The organism is Streptomyces sp. NEAU-W12 (assembly GCF_026242095.1).
Lineage (GTDB): Bacteria > Actinomycetota > Actinomycetes > Streptomycetales > Streptomycetaceae > Streptomyces.
In genome coordinates this window covers 43,546-67,891 of sequence record NZ_JAPJDM010000022.1, presented here as the reverse complement: position 1 = coordinate 67,891, position 24,346 = coordinate 43,546, and the positions used below count along the sequence as shown (strand labels likewise).

Here is a 24,346-nt window from a genome sequence, read left to right as displayed (position 1 = left end):
GGGGCGGCCCGCGTCCGGAGGACGGAGACAGCCGCGGCCAGGCGGGACAGGCAGGTCAGGCGGCGCGGCGGTCCGCGTACTCGTACACCGCCCCGTCCGGGTGCCGTGCGATGAGATTGCGGCCCACCGGCGTGGGGAGCGGCCCCGCGATGATGTCCGCGCCCATCTCGGCCAGCACCTGACCGGCCTCCTCGACGTCCTTCACCGCGATGGTCGCCACCACCTTGCGCAGCACGTCCAGCTCGGCCGCGGGGCCGCTCATCAGCAGGAAGCAGCCGACGGCGGCCACCTGGACACCGGCCCGCTCGAAGCGCAGGGCCCTGCCTCCCGCCAGCCGCTCGTAGAAGGGGATCGCGGTCTCGATGTCGTCGACGCAGACGCGCAGTGTGGCACCCAGAATCTCCATGACGACGAGCCTAGTTGGCCCGCTGCGGCGGTTGTACCTCGGCTCGCCCCACCTGGTGCCCGGCCGGATCGGGTACCGGCGGACGTTTGGCCGCCCGGTCCGGGGAAACGCGGAAGTCTCCCGAAGCACGTGACGACAGCGTTGGAGGCGAGCCGTGGGGCGACCCCGCATCGTGATCGTCGGTGCCGGCTTCGCCGGTTACCGCACCGCCCGAGCCCTGTCCCGGTTGGCCCGGGGGCGGGCCGACATCACCCTGCTGAACCCGACCGACTACTTCCTGTACCTGCCCCTGCTGCCCCAGGTCGCCGCCGGAGTCCTGGAGCCGCGCAGGGTCACGGTCTCCCTCTCCGGCACGCTCCCGCACGTACGGCTGGTGCTGGGCGAGGCCGACGGCATCGACCTCGACGCACGCACCGTGCGCTACACCGGCCCCGAGGGCGAGGGCGGCACCCTCGCGTACGACCGGCTGGTGCTGGCCGCCGGCAGTGTCAACAAGCTGCTGCCCATTCCCGGCGTCGCCGAGCACGCGCACGGCTTCCGGGGTCTGCCCGAGGCGCTGTACCTGCGCGACCACGTGACCCGGCAGGTGGAGCTCGCGGCCGCCACCGACGATCCCGCGAAATGCGCCGCCCGGTGCACCTTCGTCGTGGTCGGCGCCGGTTACACCGGAACCGAGGTCGCCGCGCACGGAAAACTGTTCAGCGACGCACAGGTTCACAAGCACCCCATGCGGACCGGCATGCGGCCACGCTGGCTGCTGCTGGACATCGCCGACCGCGTGCTGCCCGAACTCGACGAGCGGCTCTCCCGCACCGCCGACCGGGTCCTGCGCGACCGGGGCGTGGAGGTACGCATGGGAACCTCCGTGAAGGAGGCCACGCACGAGGGGGTGCTGCTGACCGACGGCGAGTTCGTCGACACCCGGACCGTGGTGTGGTGCGTGGGAGTACGGCCCGATCCGCTCGCCGAGTCGCTCGGGCTGCCCATGGAACGCGGGCGGCTGCTGGTCGACCCGCAGCTGCGGGTACCGGGCCGGCCCGAGGTGTTCGCCTGCGGCGACGCGGCGGCCGTCCCCGACCTGGAGGAGCCCGGACAGTACACCCCGATGACCGCGCAGCACGCCTGGCGGCAGGGCAAGGTCTGCGCCCACAACGTCGCCGCATCCCTCGGCGACGGCGAGCCGCGTGCCTACCGTCACCGCGACCTGGGCTTCGTGGTGGACCTCGGTGGTGTCAAGGCGGCGGCCAACCCGCTGGGCGTCAACCTGTCCGGTCCGGCGGCGGGCGCGGTCGCCCGCGGCTACCACCTCGCGGCGATGCCCGGCAACCGGGTCCGGGTCGCCGCCGACTGGCTGCTGGATGCCGTACTGCCGCGCCAGGCGGTCCAGTTGGGGCTCGTACGGTCGTGGTCGGTGCCGCTCGACACGGCGTCCCCGGAACTGGCCCGGGTGCCGTCCGGCCCGGCGCGGGAGCACCACCCCGACGAGGACGCCGGGCCCGCCGGACCGCGGCCGGCCCCCGGGCCCGCCGCGTCGCAGTCGGCCCCCGGGCCCGCGAGGAACCAGCCCGGTGGTGAGCCCGCGAGGAACCAGCCCGGTGGTGAGCCCGCGAGGAACCAGCCCGGTGGTGAGCCCGCGAGGAACCAGCCCGGTGGTGAGCCCGCGAGGAACCAGCCCGGTGGTGAGCCCGCGAAGAACCAGCCCGGTGGTGAGCCCGCGAAGGGCCGGCCTGCCCCAGGGCCGCCCACCGGCCCGGACACCGCCCCCGGCCCCGTCAAACGCACCGACACCCCGGGGCACGAGGCAGGCCGCACCGACGCGACCGGCCCCGTGTACCCCCGTGATCCCGACGACCCCACCCCTCCCGTTCAAGGAGACTCATGAACACCGGTGAACTCGTCGAGCTAGGGCAGCAGTTGCGCGTGGACAGCATCCGCGCCGCGGCCGCCGCCGGCTCCGGGCACCCCACGTCCTCCATGTCCGCGGCAGACCTGATGGCCGTCCTGCTCGCTCACCACTACCGCTACGACTTCGACCGCCCCGACCACCCGGGCAACGACCGTCTCGTCCTTTCCAAGGGACACGCCTCACCCTTGATGTACGCCGCCTTCAAGGCGGCCGGAGCCATCGACGACGAGGAACTGCTCACCTTCCGTGAGCTCGGCAGCCGCCTCGAAGGGCATCCCACTCCCCGGCGGCTGCCCTGGGTCGAGACGGCCACCGGGTCGCTCGGCCAGGGGCTCCCCGTCGGCGTCGGCATCGCGCTGGCCGGTAAACGGCTCGACCGCACCGGCTACCGGGTGTGGGTGCTGTGCGGGGACAGCGAACTGGCCGAGGGCTCGGTGTGGGAAGCCGCCGAGCAGGCCGCCTACGAGAACCTCGACAACCTCACCGCCGTCGTGGACGTCAACCGGCTCGGCCAGCGCGGCCCCACCCGGTACGGGCACGACCTCGACGCCTACGCCCGCCGGTTCCAGGCCTTCGGCTGGCACACCGTGGAGGTGGACGGACACGACGTCGACGCCGTCGACCGCGCCTGTGGCGAGGCGGCCTCCACCAAGGGGCAGCCGACCGTGATCCTCGCCAGGACCCTCAAGGGCAAGGGCGTCGCGGCCGTCCAGGACCGTGAGGGGATGCACGGCAAGCCGCTGCCGGAGGCCGACGAGGCGATCGCCGAACTCGGCGGCCCGCGCGACCTGCGGGTCCAGGTGCGGGAGCCGTCCGACGCGCGTGCCCTGCACGCCGTGCCCACCGGGCAGGCCGAACCGCCCCGGTGGGACAAGGGGGAAAAGGTCGCGACGCGCGACGCCTTCGGCGAGGCGCTGGCCGCCCTCGGCACCGCGCGCGGTGACGTCGTGGCCCTGGACGGAGAGGTCGGCGACTCCACCCGCGCGGAGCTCTTCGCCAAGGAGCACCCCGAGCGCTACATCGAGTGCTACATCGCCGAGCAGCAGATGGTCGCCGCGGCGACCGGCATCGCGGCGCGGGGCCGGGTGCCGTACGCGACCACCTTCGCCGCCTTCCTGACCCGCGCGTACGACTTCGTCCGCATGGCGTCGATCAGCGGCTCGGGGATCAACCTCGTCGGCTCGCACGCCGGCGTCGCCATCGGCCAGGACGGGCCCAGCCAGATGGGCCTCGAGGACCTGGCGATGATGCGGGCGGTGCACGGATCGACCGTGCTGTACCCGTGTGACGCCAACCAGACCGCACGGCTGGTGACCGCCATGGCGGACCTCGACGGCATCCGCTACCTGCGGACCTCGCGCGGCGGGAGTCCGGTGATCTACGGCCCCGACGAGGAGTTCCCCGTCGGCGGCAGCAAGGTGCTGCGCTCCTCGGCCGAGGACCGGCTGACCGTGCTCGCGGCCGGTGTCACGGTGCCCGAGGCGCTGGCCGCCGCGGACACCCTGGCCGAGCAGGGCATCGCGGTCCGGGTGATCGACCTGTACTCGGTCAAGCCCGTCGACCGGGACACCCTGCGCCGGGCGGCGGAGGAGACCGGCTGCCTGCTGACCGTGGAGGACCACCACCCGGAGGGCGGTCTCGGAGACGCGGTCCTCGACGCCTTCACCGACGGGCGGCCCGTCCCGCGCCTGGTACGGCTGGCCGTCCGCGGCATGCCCGGTTCGGCCGCGCCCGAGGAGCAGCTGCGGGCCGCGGGCATCGACGCCGATTCCATCGCGGCGGCCGGACGGCTGCTGGTGGAGGGGGCGATCGTGCCGTGACCGACAGCGGCGGCGACGGCCGTGACGGCGGGGCCCGTGACGGTGTGCGGACGGTGCGGGCCGACCGCCGCAGGATGGGGATCCACCGGCCGGGGAGGGTGCTCCTCCCCGGCGGCGGGGGCGCCCGGGAGCACACCGGGGGCGGCCTCGCCGCCCACCACCGTGCCGTCGCCCCGCTCCTGCTGCCGCACCTGCGTACCGACCCCTGGGCCGGAGTGCTGTGCCGGGGCCGCGTACGGGGACCGGCCCGCCGGGGGCTGAGCGCCCTGGGCGGTGGGAACAGGACGTCGGCACGGCGGCCGGCCGGCCCTCCCCCGAAGGAGGCTTCGTGACCGGACTGCGGTACGTGTACGCCATATGCCGTCCCTACGGCACGCCGCTCCAGGCGCAGCTGTCCGGTGTGGCGGGCGATCCCCCCCGGCTGCTGCCGCACCACGGCCTGGTGGCCGTCGTCAGCCATGTCCCGGAGGCCGACTTCGCCGAGGAGGCGTTCCCCGCGCGCCGGGAGGACCCCGGCTGGCTGACCGCGGTCGCCCGCGCCCACCAGGGCGTCGTCGACGCGCTCACCACCGTCACCACCCCGCTGCCGCTGAGGCTGGGCAGCGTGTTTCCCGACGACAGCGGCGTACGGACGATGATGGAGGCGCGCGAGGAGCACTTCCTGCGGACGCTGGACCGGCTGGAGGGCCGGGTGGAGTGGGGCGTCAGGGTCTTCGTGGAGGAGCCGGCCGAGACCTCCGCCGTCTTGCCGGTGTCCCCGCGGCAGGCCGAGGTTCTCGCGAACCGGCTGTTCGAGACGCTGTCCGGGTACGCCGAGGATTCCCGTCTGCACGCGTCACGCAATCCCGCCCTCCACGACGACCGCACCCCGGGCCGCGGTGTGCTCGACGCGGCTTTTCTCGTACCCCGGGCGGAATCCGAGAAGTTCGTGGAAAGGGTGGATCGGGCCAAAGGCGCGGTGCCCGGAATCCGCGTGGACCTCACGGGACCGTGGGCGGCGTATTCGTTCGCCGGGGAAGGCGCCTGAACGGCCCGGAGCGCAGATCCCTGGAAAGGGATCTGCGCTCCGGGAGCCCGAAGGGCTTCGAGGGCTCGGCTTCCGCACCGGCCCCCGGGGGGTTTCGTCGTCTCACCTTCACGCGTCCTCGCGGCAGAGGATCTCTCCGTGCAGCACGCTGAACCATCCGTCGTCCCGCGCGCCCCACTCCCGCCAGGCCTCCGCCACCGCCCTCAGCTGCTCACCGGTGGCGTGGCCCTGCCCGGTGGCCGACCCGGCATACTCCGACGCCACCGTGCGGTCGGCCCACAGGCCGCTCCACCAGGCCCGTTCCTCGGAGGTCGAGTAGGTCCAGGTGCCCGAGGTCGCGGTGATGTCCGTGAACCCCGCGGCCAGTGCCCAGGCCTTCAGCCGCCGCCCCGCATCCGGCTCGCCCCCGTTGGCCCGCGCCACCCGCCGGTACAGGTCCAGCCAGTCGTCCATGCCCCGGGACAGGGGGTACCAGGTCATCGCCGCGTAGTCCGCGTCGCGGACGGCGACGACACCGCCCGGCGCGGTCACCCGCTTCATCTCGCGCAGCGCCCGCACCGGATCGCCCACGTGCTGGAGTACCTGATGGGCGTGCACCACGGAGAACGTGTCGTCCGGAAAGTCCAGCGCGTGCACGTCCCCCACCGTGAACGCGGTGTTCGTCAGGCCCCGCCCGGCGGCCGTCGACCGGGCCCGCTCCAGGACACCCGGTGCCCGGTCGAGCCCGGTGACGTGTCCGTCGGGGACGAGCGCGGCCAGGTCCGCGGTGATGGTGCCGGGCCCGCAGCCGATGTCCAGGATCCGCGAGGAGGGCTCCAGCGCCCCGAGGAGGTACGCCGCCGAGTTGGCCGCCGTCCGCCAGGTGTGCGACCTGAGCACCGATTCATGGTGCCCGTGGGTGTAGACGGCTGTCTCCTGCGGTGCGGACATGAGGGCCCGTCCCTTCCCGGCGCGTTCCGGCGTTCCGGGGTTCCGGGGTGCCGTGCGTGACCGACACAGTAGGCGACCCGACCGGATGATGAGACCCGTGTTTCACATGCCGGACGAAAGCCCGCGGCCGCGGGCGTGCGCGTGCCCGGCGGTCAAAACGGTTTGCCACCCGCGTCGACGCCCCGGACAATCGCCTCCCATGGGTCACCTCGAAGCCGCGTATCTGGAGTACTTCCTTCCCGACGGGAGGGCGCTCCTGGGCGACGTGTCCTTCCGGGTGGGGGAAGGGGCCGTCATGGCCCTGGTGGGACCCAACGGCGCGGGCAAGACGACGCTCCTGCGCCTCCTCTCGGGCGAGCTGAAGCCGCACGGCGGATCGGTCACGGTCAGCGGCGGCCTCGGCGTCATGCGCCAGTTCGTGGGCTCCGTACGGGACGGGACGACCGTGCGCGACCTGCTCGTCTCCGTCGCCACCCCCCGGATCCGCGAAGCGGCCCGCGCCGTCGACAAGGCCGAGCACGCCCTCCTCACCGTGGACGACGAGGCCGCGCAGCTGGAGTACGCGCAGGCCCTCGCCGACTGGGCCGAGGCACGTGGCTACGAGGCCGAGACGCTCTGGGACATGTGTACGACGGCCGCGCTCGGAGTCCCGTACGACCAGGCGCAGTGGCGCCAGGTGCGCACCCTCTCCGGCGGTGAGCAGAAACGCCTGGTCCTCGAGGCGCTCCTGCGCGGCACCGACGAGGTCCTGCTCCTCGACGAGCCCGACAACTACCTCGACGTGCCCGGCAAGCGCTGGCTGGAGGAACGGCTCGAGCAGACCCGTAAAACCGTGCTGTTCGTCTCTCACGACCGCGAACTCCTCGCCCGCGCCGCCCAGCGCATCGTCTCCCTCGAACCGGGCCCCGCCGGCGCCGACGCCTGGGTGCACGGCGGCGGCTTCGCCACCTACCACGAGGCCCGCCGGGAACGCTTCGCACGCTTCGAGGAGCTGCGCAAACGGTGGGACGAGAAGCACGCCCAGCTGAAGAAGCTGGTGCTGAACCTCCGGCAGGCCGCCTCCGTCAGCCACGACATGGCCTCCCGGTACCAGGCGGCGCAGACCCGGCTGCGCAAGTTCGAGGAGGCCGGCCCGCCACCGGAGCCGCCGCGTGAGCAGGACATCAGGATGCGGCTGAAGGGCGGCCGGACCGGAGTCCGCGCGGTCACCTGCGAGCAGCTCGAACTCACCGGCCTGATGCAGCCGTTCGACCTGGAGGTCTTCTACGGGGAGCGGGTCGCCGTACTCGGCTCCAACGGCTCCGGCAAGTCGCACTTCCTGCGCCTGCTCGCCGGGGAGGAGGTGGACCACACCGGCGGCTGGCGGCTCGGAGCCCGCGTCGTCCCCGGACACTTCGCGCAGACGCACGCCCACCCCGAACTGGAGGGCCGCACCCTCCTGGACATCCTGTGGAAGGAACACGCCCAGGACCGGGGCGCCGCCATGTCCCGGCTGCGCCGCTACGAACTGACCGGCCAGGCCGAGCAGACCTTCGAGCGGCTCTCCGGCGGCCAGCAGGCCAGGTTCCAGATCCTCCTCCTCGAGCTGCAGGGCGTCACGGCCCTGCTCCTCGACGAACCGACGGACAACCTGGACCTGGAGTCGGCCCAGGCGCTCCAGGAGGGCCTGGAGGCGTTCGAGGGCACGGTACTGGCCGTCACGCACGACCGCTGGTTCGCCCGCTCCTTCGACCGCTACCTGGTCTTCGGCAGCGACGGCAGGGTCCGGGAGACCTCCGAACCGGTGTGGGACGAGCGCCGGGTGGAACGGGTCCGGTAGGCGGAACGGGCCCGGTGGCCGGGATGTTCGTAGAGTGGATGCAGGGACGCGGGGCCCGTGGTCTTCCCCGGCGGGCACCCGGACCGCAGGACGCACACGACGAGCGGGGCACACGATGACCGGAGTCGAGCCGAACCGCCTGGACGACCAGCAGCTCATGAAGGAGCTGGAAACCATCCACCGCACGCGTCACGACACCCTGCTGTACGCCTCCAACGGCGCGCTGCGGGCCCACAACGAGCGCATGGCGCAACTGGAGGGGGAGTACCTGCGCCGCAACCCCCGCCGCCGGGTGGCGGCGGCCCGCACACGCGAAGGCGCCCGTGAGCGGACCGGAGCGGCCGGGGAGACCCCCACGCCTTCGGGCACCTGACCTTCGTCGGGGGGGGGCGCGGCCCCCGGGGGGGGGGGGGGGGCGCCCGCCCGGGGCCCCGGCCGGGGACGGCCGCCGGCCTCAGGCGGCCCTCGCGTCCGCCTCCGCGGCGAAGACTTCGAGATACGTCTCGCAGAACGCCTTGAGGTCGTCCGGCTTGCGGCTGGTGACCAGCTTGCCGGGGCCGTGGTCGCAGACCTTCACCTGTTCGTCGACCCAGGTGGCACCGGCGTTGCGCAGGTCGGTTCCCAGGCTGGGCCAACTGGTCAGCTCCCTGCCGCGGACCACGTCCGCCTCGATGAGGGTCCAGGGCGCGTGGCAGATCGCGGCGACCGGCCGCCCCTGCCCGGCGAAGTCCCGCACGAACGCCACGGCCTTCTCGTCCGTGCGCAGGAGGTCCGGGTTGGCCACGCCGCCCGGCAGCACCAGCCCGTCGAAGGCGTCGGCCGACGTGTCGCCGACGACCTCCTGCACGGGGAAGGTGTCCGCCTTGTCGAGATGGTTGAAGGCCTGGATGCTGCCGGACCGCGTCGACACGAGCACGGGTTCGTGACCGGCGTCCACGGCCGCCTGCCACGGCTCGGTCAGCTCGACCTGCTCGACACCTTCGGGCGCGACGAGGAATGCGATGCGCATGGTGCGCTCCGTCCTTTCCGTATGGGTTGTTCGGATGTTCTCGGGGGGAGCCGGACGCCTACGCGTTCTCCGTCTCCCGGGACCGGGTCAGCGCCTCGGCCAGTTCCTGGACGCTGTCGTAGCGGGCCTGTCGCGGCAGCCGCTCCAGCGCCTCGACGAGCGTGTCGGGGGCGTGCCGCCGGCTCAGGGTGCGCATCAGCTCGCGCGGACCCGCGGGGAACGCCCCGCGGCCCAGGATCCTGGCCAGCTCCAGCCGCACCGACTCCAGTGACGTCGGGGCGCGGCTCGGCGTCACCGGACCGTGCGCCACCTCCGGGTCGTCCTCGGCGGACGGCTCCGGATCGTTCCACTCCTCGGTCCGGGTGGGGCGCCCCGACCTCAGCAGGCCCTGCAGCTCGTGCTTCATCTCGTCGTCGCGGTGGGCGCTCAGCCGGTTACTGCCTCGCTGCATGCTTCCCTCCAGATGGTTCGGGGTCCGCACCGCGTACCCGGACAGCGGGGACCGACACGGGGTTCGCCGGGCGGATCGTCATCGCCTCCACCAGTGACCGCGTGCGCCGCCGGTTTGCGCCGGGAGCTGAGGGAGACCCGGTTCACTCGCTCCTACGTGCCCCCCACGCGTCTCCTGGAAAGGGACCGGTCATGGCGGTGCTCGCCGTGCTCATTCCGTCGCTCATGCTCGGCGTCGTGCTGATGCTGGGCCGTTACGAGGAACTCCTGCTGCCCGTCCCGCCCGAGCGGGCCCCCGACGGCCTCGCTCCACCGCGGGACGCGGGCACCCGGGCCGGTCTCCCGCTCACCGCGCCGGCCGTCCGGGCGGAACCGGGGCGGGTTCCCGGCGGTTCCTGATCCGCTCTTGGCCCGCCGTACGGGTTCCGGCGCACGAGGGTTTCACCCGCTCGGGCGTGCGCGTCCCGCGAATGGGGCCCGGCCGCGCGCGATGCGGTGGCCGGGGGACTGTGATGGATGCGGGGCGTGACCCCCCGTGCCCGCCGACGTGGGACCACCCCCGCGGCCGTCGAACGGGACGCCGTGCCCCGGCCGTCGCCCGAAGGAGCCCGCACCATGCGCCGCACCGCCCGTGCCCTGACCCTCGCCGCAGCCGTCGGTACCGTCCTCAACGTACTCGCGCCCGCCGCGTCCGCGGAACCGTCCGCCGAGGTCAGTCCGGGCAGCGTGGCCCCGGGCGGCACCGTCACCGTCTCGGTCTCCTGCGATCCGACCGACGGACCCCCGCCGCAGACCCTGGAAGCGACCTCGGCGGCCTTCGAGGGAGAGGTCGTCGAACTGAGGAAGGCCACCGGCGCCGACGAGGAGGAGTCCGGCCCGGCCTACCGCGGCACCGCGGACATCCAGGACGTCCTGGCCGCGGAGGGCACGGCGGAGACCCGGGAGGACGAACCCTTCGACGAGGAACTCGACGAGGAGCTCGACGAGGAGCTCTACGAAGACCGGGACGAGGGCCTGGACGGCGGCCTGAACGAGGAACTCGGCGGGGGGACCGGCGGAGGCGTCATCGATGGAGGCGCCGAGGACGCGGAGGCCGCCGAGGACGTGGAGGCCGCGGAGGACGCCGAGGGCCCCGCGAGCCCCGACGACGGTGCGTTCGACGCGCTCACCGCCGAAGCGTTCGGCGCGCTCGACGCCGTCGGCACGGAGGGCGGCGGCTCCGCGTGGACCGTCGAGGGCACGTGCCCGGCCCCACCCGGCGGGAAGGGCGAGCCGTGGAGCGTCACCTTCACCGTCGTCGCCCGCCACCCGGGCGGTTCCGGCGTCCCCTCCCGCGCCCCGTCCCCGTCCCACCCCCACAAGCCGTCCTCCTCCCACAAGCCGTCCTCCTCCCACCATCCGTCCCCTCCGCCCTGCCCTCCGTCCGAGCGCGCCCACTGCGGCGGCCCCACCGTTCCGGGAGGCGTCCACGCGGGAGCGGGCGGCGGATCCACCGGCTCCGTCCCCGCCCTGGCCGCGGGCGGGCTGCTGATCGCGGGTGCGTTCGGCGCCGCCGCCCACCGGCTCCACCGGGCCAGGGGTACGCGTACGGACCGCTGATGCCTCCCCGAGCGGCCTTCCGCGACCGGCCGGCCCTCGCACCCGGTCCTCCCTGCCGGGGCATGGACCGGAGTGGGACGGGCACCGTGGGTACTGACAACCGTGGGTAATGACACCGGACACTGCGTGGAGGTGCGTATGCGGCGGACGGACCCCGAAGGCCACGGCCCGGTCCGTTTCGGGCCGGCGCTGCCCGAGGACGGGCTGTCCGTGCTGCCCGAACTGGCCGCCGTCCTCGCCGCCGCCGCGTCCCGTCCGGAGGCCGAACCGGTCGGCGGCGGCCCGGTCCTGCTGGACGCCGCGTGCGGCCACGGCGACCGGCGCGGCCTGCCCGCGGCGCCGGACCGGGTGGCCGCCGGGCCCGGCGCGCCCGCGTTGCTCGTGGCGCTCACCGCGGCGATCGGCGGGGACGTGCTGGTGCCCCGGCCCTGCGCCGCCTGGTGGGCGCCCTACGCCCGGCTGCTCGGCCGTCCCGCCTTCCATGTGCCGACACCCGCCGAGAGCGGAGGCGTCCCCGACCCGTACGCCCTGCTGGAGACCGTGCGGCGGCTGCGTGCCGAGGGCGGCGACCCCCGCCTGCTGGTGCTCTCCGTCGCCGACGACCCCACCGCCACCGTCGCCCCGCCCGAGCTGCTGCACGAGACCCTCGAGGCCGCCGTCGGCGAAGGGCTGCACCTGGTGAGCGACGAGACCTGGCGCGACACCCTGCACGCACCGCACGAGACCGTGCTGCTCAGCCCCGCCGAGATGCTGCCCGAACGGGTCACCGTGGTCACCGACCTGGCGGGCGCCCTGCTCCCGCCCGGCTGGCCCGCCGCGGTCGCCCGTTTCCCGGTGGGCGCGGCGGGCGGCACGCTGCACGCGCGCGTGCTCGACGTCCTGACCGCGCTCGACGCGCGGGTCGCCACCCCGGTCGCCGCGGCCGCCGCCTACGCGCTGTCCGAACCGGAACCGGTCACCACGCGGGTCGCAGCCACCGTCCGCCTGCACGCGCGCGTGGCCGCGGCCGCGCGCGACGCGGTGGTCGCCGCGGGGGCCCTGGCCCGGCCCCCGCAGGCCGGGCGGCACCTGTACGTCGACCTCGCGCCGCTGGCCCCGGCACTCGCCGCGCACGGTGTCGGCGACGCGCAGGAGCTGGAGGACTTCCTCACCGGACGGCTGGGCATGCCCGCGGCGGGCGGTCACCGCTTCGGCGACGACCTCGAAGCCCTCCGCGTACGGCTGTCCACCGCGCCTCTGCTCGGCGGCACCGCCGAGCGGCGCGCGGAATGCCTCGGGTCCTCTGAGCCGTTGGAACTCCCGCACCTGCGAAGCGCGTTGACCCACCTGAAAACGGTCTTCGACGATCTCCGCGATGACGCCCAGCGAGGGGAGCCCGATCGATGACGCAGCACTCCGAGCCGACCACGAGCACCACCCCGCACGCCGACCCCCCGCACGCCGCCGGCCCGAACCCTGCCGGCCCGGCGGCCGGTTCCTCCCCGGCCCCGTACCCTCCGCTCGCCGAACCCCGCCCGCTCGCCGAACGGCGGGTGTGGCCGCGCACCTTCCACGACCGGCTCACCTCCCCGCTGCCCGGCCTGAAAGGGCTCGCGCGCTTCGCTCGCGAGGGCTCCACCAGACCCGGCCCGCAGGGCCTCGCCGACATACCGCGACTGCCCTACGCCCCCGGCCCGCTGCCCCGTGTCGGTACCCGCACGGTCGCCGCCACCTGGGCGGGGCACGCCAGCTGGGTGGTGCGGATCGGCGGACTCACCGTGCTCACCGACCCCGTCTGGTCCCGGCGCATCCTCGGCACCCCGGCCCGCATCACCCCCGTCGGCGTCGCCTGGGAGGCCCTGCCCCGCGTCGACGCGGTCGTCATCAGCCACAACCACTACGACCACCTGGACGCCCCCACGCTGCGCCGGCTCCCGTGCGACACCCCGGTGTTCGTGCCGGCCGGGCTCGCCGGCTGGTTCCACCGCCGCCGGTTCACCCGCGTCACCGAGCTGGACTGGTGGGAGGCCGCCGAGCTCAAGGGCGTCCGCTTCGACTTCGTGCCGGCCCACCACTGGTCCAAGCGCACCCTCACCGACACCTGCCGCTCCCTGTGGGGCGGCTGGGTGCTCACCGACTCCGACGGGCAGCGCGTCTACTTCGGCGGCGACACCGGCTACGGCCACTGGTTCTCCCGGATAGGGCGCCGCTACCCCGGCATCGACCTCGCCCTGCTGCCCATCGGTGCCTACGAGCCGCGCTGGTGGCTCAGGGACGTCCACTGCGACCCGGAGGAGGCGGTCCTTGCCGCCCGTGACCTCGGCGCGCGCCGGATGGCGCCGATGCACTGGGCGACGTTCGTCCTCTCCGCCGAACCGGTGCTGGAACCCCTCACCCGCGTCCGTGCCGCCTGGGACCGGGCGGGCCTGCCCCGCGAGCACCTCTGGGACCTGCCGGTCGGCGGCTCCCGCGTCCTGGAGTGAGCAGGGCCGCCCGGCGCCCACCGCCGCCCGCCCGTCGTCCCCGGGGGCGGGCGGCCGGTCATCGCGCCGCCGCCCGCCCCCGCAGGTAACGCCACGTGCCCGGAGCCGTGCTGATCAGGACGGTCAGGACGATCGCCGCGAGCACGCCCTGCCAGGGCTCGTCGAACAGCGAGCCGCCGAGGACGCCGATCAGCTGGTACGTCGCAGCCCAGGCCAGACAGGCCGGCAGGTTGCCGCGGACGAAGCGGCGGACGGGCCAGTCGGCTATCAGGCAGGCCAGCATCACCGGAAGACGCCCCGCCGGCACCAGCCGGGACAGCACCAGCACCGAGACGCCGTGGTCGGCGAGTTTCTCCCGCGCCTGACTCAGCCGTTCCTCCGGCGCCCGCGCCCGGATCGCCTTCAGCCAGCGCGAGCCGTTCCGCGACCGCATCCCGCGCCGCCCCAGCCAGTAGAGCGTGATGTCCCCGAGGAACGCGGCCAGCGAGGCCGTCACGAACACCAGCACCATCGAGACCGGTGCCGCCCGGTGGAAGGCGACCACCGCCGCCGCACTGACCAGCGCCCCGGTCGGCACCACCGGAACCAGCGCCCCGATCAGCACCAGCAGGAACAGCGAGGGATACCCGATCGCCTGCTGGGTGGTGTCCGGAGCCACCGTCACCGGCACGGCCGCCTGCGTCAGGGAGGCGGGCAGGATCACCGTGGAACCCCCAGGCGCACGCTCTCCCCGTGCCCCAGCCGGTGCACCGGCACCCCGGGCACCCGCTCGGCCGCCCGCCGCACGAACTCGTCGCCCGGCGAGTGGAACTCGTGCGGACGCACGGCGTCCATGCCGATCGGCCAGTACGTGCCGTAGTGCACCGGCACCGCGCTGCGCGCCCCCAGCCGGGCCAGCGCCTCGGCGGCGCGGGCCGCGTCCAGGTGCTCCTCGCCGAGGTACGGGCCCCAGCCGCCCACCGGCAGCAGCGCCACGTCGACCGGGCCGACCTCCTCGGCCATCGTGTCGAACAGCCCGGTGTCACCGGCGAAGTACGTCCGCGCCTCGCCCTCCATGACGTAGCCGAGGGCGGGGGAGCGGTGCCGCCCGAGCGGCAGCCGCCGCCCATCGTGCCGGGCGGGCACCGCCCGTACGGCCAGGTCGCCCGCCGTCAGGACATCACCGGGCGCCACCTCGCTCACCCTGAGATGCGTGAGCCGGCGCAGCGCCGGCACCGCACGGCGTGCGCCCCGGGGCACGAGCAGGTGCGTGCCCGGGGCGAGCAGGGCCAGCGACGGCACGTGCAGATGGTCGGCATGCAGGTGGGAGACGAGCGCGAGGTCCGCGTGCCGGGCATCCGGCGGTGGCAGGGCGCCGCGTCGGCGCCGCAGATGAGCGAACCGGCGGGCGAACAGGGGATCGGTGATCACGCGCGTGCGCGCGTCCTCGACCGTGCAGGTGGCGTGACCCCACCAGGTGATCTCCACCGGCACCGCTTCGCCTCCTTCTGCGACTCCCCGAAGCCTACGCGCAGGAGTAGGGTCGGCGGCCGGGGCCGGAGGTGAGGGGGCGTCATGGGGACGGTGCGGGTGATCGCGATCGCGAGTCTGACGCCGCTGGAGGAACTGGACGCCGATCCCTTCCTCGTGGACTCCCGCAGCCAGCACGCCATGTGCGCCCGCTGGGCCGACGAACGCGGGTACGTGGTGACCCGGGAGCTGCTGGTGCGCGGCCTGCGCCCCGACCACTGCGTGCTGTGGGACGGTGTGCGGCCCGGCTCCGACCTGTTCGTGGCCCCCAGCCGCCGGGTGCTGGAGAGCGCCCTGTCCTGCGTCGAGGAGTTCACCGCCGAATGCGCGCGGCGCGGGGTGCGCGTGGAGACCGTCGGCCACGCCGAACCGCTGTACGACGCCGCGATGAAGGCCCGGGTGCACCGCCGCCTGTCCATGCCGACCGCGGGCTACGACGGCCGTTGAGACCCGCCCGCCCGGCTCCGGGGCGCCGCCCGCGGGTCGTGGGGGGACGAGACGGTACGTCCGGGCCCTGTGGCAGGGTGTGGGTACGGGCGGGGGCCGGTTCGCAGGCCGCCCTGGCGGCAGACGGGCCGGGACGTGAGGTGGACTGGACGTGAGTGGCGTGCGGTGGCGGCGGATCGCCAGTCAGATCGGGCGGAGCGTCACGGTGTGGGCGGTCGCCACCCTCACCATGCTGGTGCTCGCCGGCATCCTCCCCGACTTCCGGCTGCGCTCCGCCGACGGCGACAGCGCCACCGACATCGCGGTCACCGCGGCGCTCGGCGCCGGCGCCTTCGGCCTGCTGTCGGCGCTGGTGTGGCCGCTGCTGGTGCGCCTGCTGCTGCTCGTACCGGCGCTCGTCCTCGGCCTGCTGGTGTTCTTCCTCAACGGTGCGTTCCTGCTGGTGGCGCTGCGGCTCAACCCCGTCGAGCGCGGCACCGCCGCCTGGGAGACCGCGGTCGTGGTCGCCGCCGTGATGTCCGCCGTCGCCTCCGCCACCGGAGCGGCCCTCGCCGTGCGCGACGACGACGCCTACCGCCGCCGCCTCTACCGCCTCGCCGACCGCCGCCGCCGCACCACACCGCCCGTCCCGGCCACCCCCGGCACCGTCTTCCTGCAACTGGACGGCGTCGGCCACGACGTCCTGCTGCGTGCCGTCGGCGGCGGCCTGATGCCGACCGTCGCCCGCTGGCTCGGCACCGACGACGCCGGCCTCCCCCACTCCCACCGGCTCACTCCCTGGCGCACCGACTGGTCCAGCCAGACCGGCGCCAGCCAGCTCGGCATCCTGCACGGCAGCAACCACGACGTCCCCGCCTTCCGCTGGTACGAGAAGGACCGCCGGGAGGTGATGGTCTGCAACCGCCCCACCAGCGCGGTGGAACTCCAGCAGCGCGCCGTCCGGTACGCCGGACACCCCGGACTGCTCGCCGACGACGGCGCCAGCCGCGGCAACCTGTTCAGCGGCGGCGCCGACGAACAGGCCCTGGTGCTGTCCATCGCCGCCCGCCGCCGCAGCCGCGAGAACCGCTCCCGCTCCGGCTACTTCGCCTACTTCTCCGACCCGGCCAGCGCCGTGCGCACCGCTCTGTCCTTCGCCGCCGAGGTGATCCGCGAGATCGGCCAGTCCACCCGCGCCCGGTGGACCGGACAGCTCCCGCGCGTCTCCCGCGGCGGCCTCTACCCCTTCATACGGGCCTTCGCGACCGTCGTCGAACGGGACGTGGTCGTCTCCGCCGTCATGGGCGACCTGCTCGCCGGCCGTACCTCCGTCTACGCCGACCTGGTCGCCTACGACGAGGTGGCCCACCACTCCGGGCCCGCAGGCCGGGACGCCGAGAAGGTCCTGCAACGCCTCGACCGCTCCCTCGCCCTGATCGAGCACGTCGCCGAACACGCCCCCCGCCCCTACCGGATCGTGGTCCTCTCCGACCACGGCCAGAGCCCCGGAGAGACCTTCCGCTCCCGCTACGGCCTCACCCTCGGCGACCTGGTGCGGGCCGGCTGCGGACTGCCCGTGCCACGCCGCGCCCGGCGCACCCACAGCGGCGCCGAGGCCCGCGCGGCGGTCAGGGCGGCGCTGCACCGCCCGGTCGAGGAGCACATCGAGCAGCACCGCCCCTCGCGCGGCTCCGAGCCCGTCGTCCTGGCCTCCGGCAACCTCGGGCTGGTCTCCTTCCCGGACGTGCCGCACCGGATGACCAAGGAGGAGATCGACGCACGCCACCCCGCCCTGCTGCCGACCCTCGCCAACCACCCCGGCATCGGCTTCCTGCTCGTCCGCAGCCAACGGCACGACGGCGTCGTGCTCGGCGCGCACGGCGCGGAGATCCCCCTGGACGAACTCGACGACGATCCCGGTCCGCTTGACGTGTTCGGCCCGGGCGCCGCCGACGCCGTACGCCGCACCCACTCCTTCCCGCACACCGCCGACATCATGGTCAACTCCTTCCACGACCCCGCCGACGGCGAGGTGCTCGCCTTCGAGGAGCAGATCGGCTCCCACGGCGGCCTCGGCGGTGACCAGTCCCGTCCCTTCCTGCTCTCCCCGGTCGTCCTGTCCCCGCCGGTCCCCGACGGGGAGGAGCTCGCCGGCGCCGAGCAGGTCCACCACGTACTGCGCCGCTGGCTGCAGGAGTCGGACGACTCCGCGCTGAAGCCGGAGCAGGACCGGGAACAGGCGGCCTAGGCCTGCGGCGAGAGCGGCGTCGCGCGGCAGGCGCCCCTCCGCCACGGGCCCCAGCCCTGTCCGGCGGGACAGACCGCCCATGTGCCGCCGGACACGGGGTACATGAGGGCGGATCGTGGTTGTCCCGACCGTCCGAGGAGGTACGTGCCGTGCCCGCCGTCAAGCGTTGGCTCGACCGGAGTCTTTCCGCCCAGGCGATGGTGATCTTTTTGCTGGGGGTGGGGATCGCCGCCCTGTTACGCAGGGACGAGCACCCCGTGATCTGGGTCGTGCACGGCGCGCTCTACACCGGTGTCACCGTGGCGATCCTGGCCGTCCAGCGTCGCCGTGCCGTACGGGCGGCGGGCGTGGGTCCGGGAGCGGTCGCCGACCTCAACCGCAGGATACGGCGTGGTGAGGTGCCGCGGGACCCGGAGGAACGGGCGGCCATGCGGCGGCTGGCCGACGACCAGCTCGACCGCATGCAGCGCGCGGGCCGGTGGTTCCCCTACTGGCTCGCCCTGATGGGGCTCGTCGCTGTCGGCCTGCTCGTCCTCGGCGTGGTCAGCGGCTCCGTGGTCCCCTCGGTGTTCTTCGCGGTCGGCACGCTCGGGTTCTGCTGGTGGGTCCTCTGGATGCGCCGCCGCTCGATGCGTCGTCTCCGCACGGCACGATCGGCGGTGGACGGTCCGGGCGAACCCGTGTGACGGGCCCGCACGGCGGCTCGGCGGTGCCGCCGCCCGCCCTCACCGCGAGGGCGCCGGTCCTGCGGCCGCGTCGAGCCGTAGTGTGATCGGATAGGGCCGGGAACCCGGTGACCCGGGAGTCCCCCGACCGCTTTCCTCCCCGGCCGCACACACGGCCGGACTTCTTCGAAAGGATGCGTCATGGCAGCCACGCGCTCCGCACACACCGTCTGGGAAGGCAACCTCATCAAGGGCAGCGGGGTCGTCACCTTCGACTCCTCCGGCAGCATCGACGAGCAGCCGGTCACGTGGGCGTCGCGCGCCGAGGAGGCGAACGGCAGGACCAGCCCCGAGGAGCTGATCGCCGCCGCCCACTCCAGCTGCTACTCGATGGCCTTCTCCAACATTCTCGACAAGGCCGGCAACCCGCCGACCCGTCTGGTGACCTCCGCCGACGTCACCTTCGTGCCCGGTACGGGCATCACCGGCATCCACCTCACCGTCGAGGGCACCGTCCCCGGCCTGGACGAGGCGGCCTTCCTCGCCGCCGCCGAGGACGCCAAGGTCAACTGCCCGGTCAGCCAGGCGCTGAAGGGCACCGAGATCACCCTGACGGCGAAGCTCTCCTGACCCGTTCGCCCTGGACGTGAAGGACGTACGGACACCCGCAGGCCGCCCCGCAGGGGGCGGCCTGTGCCGCGTCCGCGTCCCTTGCCCCGACGCCTCGACGCCCCGACGCCTCGACGCCTCGACGCCCCGGGGCGTCGGGGCGTCGAGGACGGAGATCCCGAAGCCCTCGAAGACAGGGAGCCGCCCCGCATGACGTCACGGCCCGCCGTCTCCGCGCACCGGGGAGGCTCCGAACTCGCCGCGCCCGCGACCCGGGAGGCCTACGAGGACGCCCTGCGGTCCGGCGCGGAGTACGCCGAGTTCGACGTACGGCGCACGGCGGACGGGATCTTCGTCGTCCACCACGACGCCCGTGCGGGACGCGCCGGCCCGCCGCTCGCCACCCTCACCCACGCCGAACTCTGCGCGCGTGTCGCGTACCCCGTTCCCGTCGTCGACGACGTCATGGAACTGATCGCCGGGAAGCTCGTCGGGCATCTCGACCTGAAGGAGACCGGTCACGAGCGGGAGCTGATCGACCGTGCGATCGCCCTGCTCGGCCGGGACGGCTTCGTCGCCACCAGCCTGGAGGACCGCTCCGTCGCCGCGATCACCACGGCCTTCCCCGGCGTACGCACCGCGCTCTCCCTCGGCCGGGACGGCACCGGGGTCCCGCGGGCCCGGCTGGCGCGCACCCGGCTGAGTGAACTGCTGCCCATGCGGCGGGTCCGTGCCTGCGGCGCCCACGGCATCGCGGTGCACCAGCGGCTCGCCCGCGGCGGGGCGCTGCGCGAGGCGGCCCGCAACGGACTGTTCACCATGGTGTGGACGGTCAACGACCCCGCCCCGATGCGCGCCTTCCTCACCGACCCGCGCGTGGACGTACTGATCACCGACCGCCCCCGCCGCGCCGTGGAACTGCGCGCAGCGGACGGCTGAGGGCGGGGGACGAACGGCCCGGACGCACTATTGACAACAGCGCGCTCAAGTTTTCTGCTGGAAGCCTGGAAGTCCGAAGAGGTGTGCCCTGGCGGAAGGGGACAGCGATGGGACGTGCGGTCGGAATCGATCTGGGGACCACGAACTCGGTGGTGGCCGTGCTGGAGGGCGGTGAGTCCACGGTCGTCACGAACGCGGAGGGAGCCAGGACCACCCCCTCCGTCGTGGCCTTCGCCAAGAACGGGGAGGTGCTGGTCGGCGAGGTGGCCAAACGGCAGGCCGTGACGAACGTCGACCGCACCGCCCGCTCGGTCAAGCGCCACATGGGCGACGGACAGTGGCACTTCCCGGACCAGGGCTCCGTGGACGGCACCCGCTACCGGGCGCAGGAGCTGTCCGCCCGCGTGCTGCAGAAACTGAAGCGGGACGCCGAGGCCTACCTCGGGGAGGACGTCACCGACGCCGTGATCACCGTACCGGCGTACTTCGACGACACCCAGCGGCAGGCCACCAAGGAGGCCGGGGAGATCGCCGGGCTGAAGGTCCTGCGGATCATCAACGAGCCCACGGCGGCGGCCCTCGCGTACGGCCTGGACAAGGAGCACGAGCAGACCGTCCTCGTCTTCGACCTGGGCGGCGGAACCTTCGACGTGTCGCTCCTGGAGATGGGCGACGGCGTCATCGAGGTCAAGGCCACCAACGGCGACACCCGGCTCGGCGGCGACGACTGGGACCAGCGGCTCCTCGAACATCTCGCGCAGCTCTTCAAGAGCCGGCACGGCATCGACCTGGCCCGGGACAGGATGGCCGTGCAACGGCTGCGGGAGGCCGCCGAGAGGGCCAAGATCGAGCTGTCCTCCTCCTCCGAGACCACCGTCAACCTGCCCTACATCACGGCGACCGCCGAGGGCCCGCTCCACCTGGACGAGAAACTCACCCGGGCCCAGTTCCAGGAACTCACCGCCGACCTGCTGGAGCGCTGCAGGAAACCCTTCCACCAGGCCGTGAAGGACGCCGGGGTGAAGCTCTCCGCGATCGACCACGTCATCCTCGTCGGCGGCTCCACCCGTATGCCCGCCGTCACCGACCTGGTCCGTGAACTCACCGGCAAGGACCCGCACAAGGGCGTCAACCCGGACGAGGTCGTCGCCGTCGGCGCGGCACTCCAGGCGGGCGTCATCCGCGGCGACGTGAAGGACGTACTGCTCCTCGACGTCACTCCGCTGTCCCTGGGCATCGAGACCAAGGGTGGCATCATGACCACGCTGATCGAGCGCAACACGACCATTCCGACGCGGCGTTCGGAGACCTTCACCACCGCCACCGACAACCAGCCCTCGGTCGGCATCCAGGTCTACCAGGGCGAACGCGAGATCGCGGCGTACAACAAGAAGCTCGGCGACTTCGACCTGACCGGTCTGCCCCCGGCCCCGCGCGGCGTCCCGCAGATCGAGGTGGCCTTCGACATCGACGCCAACGGGATCATGCACGTCTCCGCCAAGGACCTCGCCACCGGCCGGGAACAGAAGATGACCGTCACCGGCGGCTCGGCCCTGCCCAAGGACGACATCGACCGCATGATGCGCGAGGCCGAGCAGTACGCCGACGAGGACCGCAGGCGCCGCGAGGCCGCCGAGACCCGCAACCAGGCCGAGCAACTCGTCTACCAGACCGAGACGTTCCTCCAGGACAACGAGGACCGGATCCCCGCCGACACCAGGGCCGAGGTGGAGGGCGCCGTCGCCGAACTGAAGCCGCTGCTGGACCGGCCCGCCGACACGGCCGCTCTGCGCGACGGCGTCGAGAAGCTCGCCGCGGTCAGCCGGCGGATGGGCCAGGCGATGTACGCCCAGGCCGACGCGCGGAGCGGAGCCGGGAGCGAAGCCCGGTCGTCCGCGGACGACGCAGGCCCCCACGGGGCGCCGCGGGAACAGGGCGGCGAGGACGGTGTCGTCGACGCGGAGATCGTCGACGACGAGAACGACGAGAACGACGCGAACGACGAGGGAGCAGGGAGCGGCGGGAGGAGCGGGCGCGGGGGCGCTCAGTAGCTGTCCCGGAACTCCCGCAGCAGCTTCTGCGTGTGCTGGGTGGAGGCGGCCCGCGCCGTCATGTGGTCCAGCACCTCCAGGTGCACCGAGACCTCCTTGCGGGAGTCCAGGTACAGGGCGCCGGTCAGGTACTCGGTGAACACCATGTCGGGCAGCTCCGGCTCGGCGAACCGGAACAGGGAGAAGGGCGCGTACGTCCCCGGGTGGGGGCCGTCGGTGAACTCGGCCACCTGGAGTGTGATCCGGTCCCGCTCGGACCACTCCAGCAGCTTGTCGAACTGCTCGCGCATCACCCGGCCGTCGAGCGACACCGGGCGCCGCAGGACCGTCTCCTCCACGATCACCCACAGGTGGGGCGGATCCCGGCGCTCCAGGAGCCGCTGCCGCTCCAGCCGCAGCGACACATGCCGCTCGACGGCCTCCGGCCCCTGGTTCCCGATCGTCCCGGCCTCCATGACGGCACGCGCGTAGTCCTCCGTCTGCAGCAGCCCCGGCACGAAGTGCGGCTCGTAGGACCGGATGACCCGGGCGGCGCCCTCGAGGCTCACGTACAGGCTGAACCAGTCGGGCAGCGCGTCGTGGAACCGCTGCCACCAGCCAGGGCGGTTCGCCTCCTCCGCGAGTCCGATGAAGGTGGCGGCCTCACCCCGGGACACCCCGTACGCCGTCAGCAGAATCTGGATGTACGGGATCTTCAGCGCGACCTCGGCCGTTTCCATGCGCCGGACGGTCGCAGGAGCCACCCGCAGGACCCGGGCGGCCTCCTCGCGGGTGAGGCCCGCCTTCTCCCGCAGCTCCTGCAGCCGCCTGCCGAGTACCACTTGGCCCACCGTGGGTGCGGCCCGCCGTTCACTCACGCCACGTCTCCCCAACGCACCCCAACACACGATCAGTCTGCCATGCCCGTCCGACCCTCTCACGAGGGACGGTCGGGCGCCCCCGTTCCGGGCGCCCGGGTCATGACGTCCGGGGTAATCGACCGCGACCCGCCGGGGGCGGGATCGTGGACGCACCGAGCCCGGGCCGGCGCACTCCGGCCCGGGCCCCGGGCCGGATTCGTCCAGTGCCCTCGTCGACGGGAAGGTACGCGGTATGCGGTGCACCGTGGCCTTCAGCCCGTCACCGAGCTGCTCGGACCGGCCCGGCCCCGACCACGACCCCGACGGAGGGGACGCATCATGTCCGCGACCCAGCTCGCCGCACTCACCCGGACCTTTGACCCGCAGTCGGCGCTGCGCCGCCTCCTGGTCCTCGACGCCGCCGTGACCGGCGTCAACGCACTCGCCTACCTCGCCCTCTTCGGCCCGCTCGGCCGTTTCCTCGGTGTCGGCTCCGGCCTGCTGGTCGGGATCGGCGCCTTCCTCGCGGCGTACGCGGCCGGCGTGGCCCTGCTGGCCTCGCGCCGGTGTCCGCCGAGGCTCGGCGTCCGGGCCGTCGTCGAGGCCAACCTCGCCTGGGCGGTGGTGAGCTGCCTCGCCCTCGTGCTGTGGCTCGAGCCGAGTGCGGCGGGCGCGGTGTGGACGGTCCTCCAGGCGTTCGTCGTGGCCGGTTTCGCCCTGCTCCAGCACATGGCACTGAGGGTTTCCGGTCAACCCAGCCAGGAATGAAGGTACGTCGCCGTCGCCGGATCGGCCGGCAGGAGGGTCTCCACGGCCAGTTCGGCGACGGTCACGTCCATCGGTGTGTTGAAGGTGGAGATCGACGACACGAACGACAGGACCCGTCCCCCGTGTTCGATGCGCAGCGGCAGCGCGAAGTACGCGACGGACGCCGACGCCTCCTCCCCGTCCGCGGTCCCGGCGCTCCCGCCCGGCTCGCTCTCCGGCGCCGGGAACGCCGCGACCTCCTCGTACAGCGCCCGCAGCGGTGCGGAGCGGCGGAGCGCGATCTGCCGCTCCATCTGCTCCAGCAGATGACCGCGCCACTCCCGCAGATTCCGGATCCGGGGTGCGAGCCCCTGCGGGTGCAGCGTGAGCCGCACCGCGTTCAGCGGCGGCACCAGCAGCGACCTGGGCACCCCCTCGAACAGCGTCATGATCCCGCGGTTGGCGGCCACGACGTCGTACATCGCGTCCACGACCAGCGCCGGATACGGCTCGTACCCGGCGATCAACCGCTCGATGCCCTCGCGCAGTGCCTCCAACGCCGGGCTGTCCAGGGGAGTCTCGGGGAACCGGGGCGCGTAACCGGCCGCCAGCAGCAGTGCGTTGCGCTCCCGCACCGGTACGTCCAGGTGCTCGGCCAGCCGCAGCACCATCTCCTCGCTGGGCCGGGAGCGGCCGGTCTCGACGAAGCTGATGTGCCGGGCGGACGAGTCCGCGCGCAGCGCGAGCTCCAGCTGGCTGACCCGCCGCTGCTCCCGCCAGGCCCGCAGCAGTGGACCCACGTTTTCGGCGGCGGGGGCGGTATCGGGACTGAGAGTGGTCATGCCCGGACGGTAGCCGAGAAGACGCCGCACGCGGGAGCCGTAC

Annotated in this window: 24 protein-coding genes and 1 pseudogene; 17 read left to right on the top strand and 8 right to left on the bottom strand. The window is 73.7% G+C overall.

From position 1 onward, the window contains the following. Positions 1-55: 55 nt before the first annotated feature. Entirely contained in the window at positions 56-406 is a 351-nt protein-coding gene (locus ORI94_RS25725) for a VOC family protein (RefSeq protein WP_266079805.1), read from the bottom strand. A gap of 154 nt (positions 407-560) precedes the next feature. On the opposite strand from ORI94_RS25725, the gene ORI94_RS25720 reads away from it, so the two are divergent. From ORI94_RS25720 to ORI94_RS25705, 4 genes are read left to right on the top strand one after another with little or no spacing between them, the layout of a single operon-like run. Further along, entirely contained in the window at positions 561-2,288 is a 1,728-nt protein-coding gene (locus tag ORI94_RS25720) for an NAD(P)/FAD-dependent oxidoreductase (protein WP_266079803.1), read from the top strand. After that, positions 2,285-4,132, top strand: a complete 1,848-nt coding sequence (locus ORI94_RS25715; protein WP_266079802.1) for a transketolase — start codon at positions 2,285-2,287, stop codon at positions 4,130-4,132. The genes ORI94_RS25720 and ORI94_RS25715 overlap by 4 nt, the downstream gene beginning before the upstream one ends. Beyond that, positions 4,129-4,464, top strand: coding sequence for a hypothetical protein (locus ORI94_RS25710; protein ID WP_266079800.1), 336 nt, complete (start codon positions 4,129-4,131; stop codon positions 4,462-4,464). The genes ORI94_RS25715 and ORI94_RS25710 overlap by 4 nt, the downstream gene beginning before the upstream one ends. After that, positions 4,461-5,159, top strand: a complete 699-nt coding sequence (locus tag ORI94_RS25705) for a GvpL/GvpF family gas vesicle protein (RefSeq protein WP_266079797.1) — start codon at positions 4,461-4,463, stop codon at positions 5,157-5,159. Before ORI94_RS25710 ends, ORI94_RS25705 begins: the two co-directional genes overlap by 4 nt. Before the next feature lie 108 nt (positions 5,160-5,267). Here the strand turns inward: ORI94_RS25705 and ORI94_RS25700 are convergent, their stop codons facing one another. After that, on the bottom strand, positions 5,268-6,089 hold the full coding sequence (locus ORI94_RS25700; RefSeq protein ID WP_266079795.1) for a methyltransferase domain-containing protein: 822 nt from the start codon (positions 6,087-6,089) through the stop codon (positions 5,268-5,270). A 199-nt stretch (positions 6,090-6,288) separates the two neighbouring features. Between ORI94_RS25700 and ORI94_RS25695 the strand changes: the two genes are divergently transcribed. Both ORI94_RS25695 and ORI94_RS25690 read left to right on the top strand, forming a co-directional pair. Further along, on the top strand, positions 6,289-7,908 hold the full coding sequence (locus ORI94_RS25695; protein WP_266079792.1) for an ABC-F family ATP-binding cassette domain-containing protein: 1,620 nt from the start codon (positions 6,289-6,291) through the stop codon (positions 7,906-7,908). A gap of 38 nt (positions 7,909-7,946) precedes the next feature. Next, positions 7,947-8,281, top strand: a pseudogene (locus ORI94_RS25690) (DUF6158 family protein). A gap of 81 nt (positions 8,282-8,362) precedes the next feature. Here ORI94_RS25690 and ORI94_RS25685 read toward each other — a convergent pair. Both ORI94_RS25685 and ORI94_RS25680 read right to left on the bottom strand, forming a co-directional pair. After that, positions 8,363-8,917 carry a type 1 glutamine amidotransferase domain-containing protein gene (locus ORI94_RS25685; protein WP_266079788.1) on the bottom strand — a complete coding sequence of 185 codons (555 nt, stop codon included), beginning with the start codon at positions 8,915-8,917 and terminating at the stop codon, positions 8,363-8,365. Positions 8,918-8,975: 58 nt separating this feature from the next. Then, positions 8,976-9,368 (bottom strand): DUF2795 domain-containing protein, encoded by a 393-nt coding sequence (locus ORI94_RS25680; protein ID WP_042164639.1) that lies wholly within the window; start codon positions 9,366-9,368, stop codon positions 8,976-8,978. 191 nt (positions 9,369-9,559) lie between these two features. Here ORI94_RS25680 and ORI94_RS25675 point away from each other — a divergent pair, with 191 nt between their 5' ends. From ORI94_RS25675 to ORI94_RS25660, 4 genes are all read left to right on the top strand, one after another. Beyond that, complete coding sequence (locus tag ORI94_RS25675; protein ID WP_266079785.1) at positions 9,560-9,766, top strand: hypothetical protein; 207 nt, start codon at positions 9,560-9,562, stop codon at positions 9,764-9,766. A gap of 216 nt (positions 9,767-9,982) precedes the next feature. Continuing rightward, entirely contained in the window at positions 9,983-10,966 is a 984-nt protein-coding gene (locus ORI94_RS25670) for a hypothetical protein (RefSeq protein ID WP_266079783.1), read from the top strand. A 138-nt stretch (positions 10,967-11,104) separates the two neighbouring features. Beyond that, complete coding sequence (locus ORI94_RS25665) at positions 11,105-12,352, top strand: aminotransferase class I/II-fold pyridoxal phosphate-dependent enzyme (RefSeq protein ID WP_266079985.1); 1,248 nt, start codon at positions 11,105-11,107, stop codon at positions 12,350-12,352. Then, complete coding sequence (locus ORI94_RS25660; RefSeq protein WP_266079780.1) at positions 12,349-13,428, top strand: MBL fold metallo-hydrolase; 1,080 nt, start codon at positions 12,349-12,351, stop codon at positions 13,426-13,428. The genes ORI94_RS25665 and ORI94_RS25660 overlap by 4 nt, the downstream gene beginning before the upstream one ends. A gap of 58 nt (positions 13,429-13,486) precedes the next feature. Here the strand turns inward: ORI94_RS25660 and ORI94_RS25655 are convergent, their stop codons facing one another. Beyond that, positions 13,487-14,131 carry a DedA family protein gene (locus tag ORI94_RS25655; protein ID WP_266079778.1) on the bottom strand — a complete coding sequence of 215 codons (645 nt, stop codon included), beginning with the start codon at positions 14,129-14,131 and terminating at the stop codon, positions 13,487-13,489. Then, positions 14,128-14,901, bottom strand: coding sequence for an MBL fold metallo-hydrolase (locus ORI94_RS25650; RefSeq protein ID WP_266079775.1), 774 nt, complete (start codon positions 14,899-14,901; stop codon positions 14,128-14,130). Before ORI94_RS25650 ends, ORI94_RS25655 begins: the two co-directional genes overlap by 4 nt. An 81-nt stretch (positions 14,902-14,982) precedes the next feature. Between ORI94_RS25650 and ORI94_RS25645 the strand changes: the two genes are divergently transcribed. From ORI94_RS25645 to dnaK, 6 genes are all read left to right on the top strand, one after another. Next, entirely contained in the window at positions 14,983-15,384 is a 402-nt protein-coding gene (locus tag ORI94_RS25645; protein ID WP_266079774.1) for a hypothetical protein, read from the top strand. Between the two features lie 151 nt (positions 15,385-15,535). Then, positions 15,536-17,611, top strand: coding sequence for a phage holin family protein (locus tag ORI94_RS25640; protein ID WP_266079772.1), 2,076 nt, complete (start codon positions 15,536-15,538; stop codon positions 17,609-17,611). 149 nt (positions 17,612-17,760) lie between these two features. Further along, positions 17,761-18,297 (top strand): hypothetical protein, encoded by a 537-nt coding sequence (locus tag ORI94_RS25635; RefSeq protein WP_266079770.1) that lies wholly within the window; start codon positions 17,761-17,763, stop codon positions 18,295-18,297. A 180-nt stretch (positions 18,298-18,477) separates the two neighbouring features. Next, a complete protein-coding gene (locus tag ORI94_RS25630; RefSeq protein WP_266079769.1) occupies positions 18,478-18,906 on the top strand; it encodes an OsmC family peroxiredoxin in 429 nt (142 codons plus the stop codon). A 189-nt stretch (positions 18,907-19,095) separates the two neighbouring features. Continuing rightward, the gene (locus ORI94_RS25625) at positions 19,096-19,824 is read left to right on the top strand and encodes a glycerophosphodiester phosphodiesterase family protein (RefSeq protein ID WP_266079768.1); all 729 of its coding nucleotides are present in this window, start codon (positions 19,096-19,098) and stop codon (positions 19,822-19,824) included. A gap of 107 nt (positions 19,825-19,931) precedes the next feature. Then, the gene (dnaK, locus tag ORI94_RS25620) at positions 19,932-21,875 is read left to right on the top strand and encodes a molecular chaperone DnaK (RefSeq protein WP_266079767.1); all 1,944 of its coding nucleotides are present in this window, start codon (positions 19,932-19,934) and stop codon (positions 21,873-21,875) included. Here the strand turns inward: dnaK and ORI94_RS25615 are convergent. Then, complete coding sequence (locus tag ORI94_RS25615; RefSeq protein ID WP_266079766.1) at positions 21,869-22,732, bottom strand: helix-turn-helix domain-containing protein; 864 nt, start codon at positions 22,730-22,732, stop codon at positions 21,869-21,871. The two genes, dnaK and ORI94_RS25615, sit on opposite strands and share 7 nt — an antisense overlap. A 321-nt stretch (positions 22,733-23,053) precedes the next feature. On the opposite strand from ORI94_RS25615, the gene ORI94_RS25610 reads away from it, so the two are divergent. Then, on the top strand, positions 23,054-23,482 hold the full coding sequence (locus ORI94_RS25610; protein WP_266079765.1) for a hypothetical protein: 429 nt from the start codon (positions 23,054-23,056) through the stop codon (positions 23,480-23,482). Here the strand turns inward: ORI94_RS25610 and ORI94_RS25605 are convergent. After that, positions 23,464-24,303 (bottom strand): helix-turn-helix domain-containing protein, encoded by an 840-nt coding sequence (locus tag ORI94_RS25605; RefSeq protein WP_266079764.1) that lies wholly within the window; start codon positions 24,301-24,303, stop codon positions 23,464-23,466. The two genes, ORI94_RS25610 and ORI94_RS25605, sit on opposite strands and share 19 nt — an antisense overlap. Between the last annotated feature and the right edge of the window lie 43 nt (positions 24,304-24,346).

Bases quoted from the DNA above. Each gene is read 5' to 3' on its own strand.
- ORI94_RS25645 (WP_266079774.1), top strand. From the start codon at position 14,983: ATGGGGACGGTGCGGGTGATCGCGATCGCGAGTCTGACGCCGCTGGAG.
- ORI94_RS25665 (WP_266079985.1), top strand. From the start codon at position 11,105: ATGCGGCGGACGGACCCCGAAGGCCACGGCCCGGTCCGTTTCGGGCCG.
- ORI94_RS25715 (WP_266079802.1), top strand. From the start codon at position 2,285: ATGAACACCGGTGAACTCGTCGAGCTAGGGCAGCAGTTGCGCGTGGAC.
- ORI94_RS25675 (WP_266079785.1), top strand. From the start codon at position 9,560: ATGGCGGTGCTCGCCGTGCTCATTCCGTCGCTCATGCTCGGCGTCGTG.
- ORI94_RS25670 (WP_266079783.1), top strand. From the start codon at position 9,983: ATGCGCCGCACCGCCCGTGCCCTGACCCTCGCCGCAGCCGTCGGTACC.
- ORI94_RS25700 (WP_266079795.1), bottom strand. From the start codon at position 6,089: ATGTCCGCACCGCAGGAGACAGCCGTCTACACCCACGGGCACCATGAA.
- ORI94_RS25630 (WP_266079769.1), top strand. From the start codon at position 18,478: ATGGCAGCCACGCGCTCCGCACACACCGTCTGGGAAGGCAACCTCATC.
- ORI94_RS25685 (WP_266079788.1), bottom strand. From the start codon at position 8,917: ATGCGCATCGCATTCCTCGTCGCGCCCGAAGGTGTCGAGCAGGTCGAG.
- ORI94_RS25695 (WP_266079792.1), top strand. From the start codon at position 6,289: ATGGGTCACCTCGAAGCCGCGTATCTGGAGTACTTCCTTCCCGACGGG.
- ORI94_RS25610 (WP_266079765.1), top strand. From the start codon at position 23,054: ATGTCCGCGACCCAGCTCGCCGCACTCACCCGGACCTTTGACCCGCAG.
- ORI94_RS25725 (WP_266079805.1), bottom strand. From the start codon at position 406: ATGGAGATTCTGGGTGCCACACTGCGCGTCTGCGTCGACGACATCGAG.
- dnaK (WP_266079767.1), top strand. From the start codon at position 19,932: ATGGGACGTGCGGTCGGAATCGATCTGGGGACCACGAACTCGGTGGTG.
- ORI94_RS25625 (WP_266079768.1), top strand. From the start codon at position 19,096: ATGACGTCACGGCCCGCCGTCTCCGCGCACCGGGGAGGCTCCGAACTC.
- ORI94_RS25660 (WP_266079780.1), top strand. From the start codon at position 12,349: ATGACGCAGCACTCCGAGCCGACCACGAGCACCACCCCGCACGCCGAC.
- ORI94_RS25680 (WP_042164639.1), bottom strand. From the start codon at position 9,368: ATGCAGCGAGGCAGTAACCGGCTGAGCGCCCACCGCGACGACGAGATG.
- ORI94_RS25605 (WP_266079764.1), bottom strand. From the start codon at position 24,303: ATGACCACTCTCAGTCCCGATACCGCCCCCGCCGCCGAAAACGTGGGT.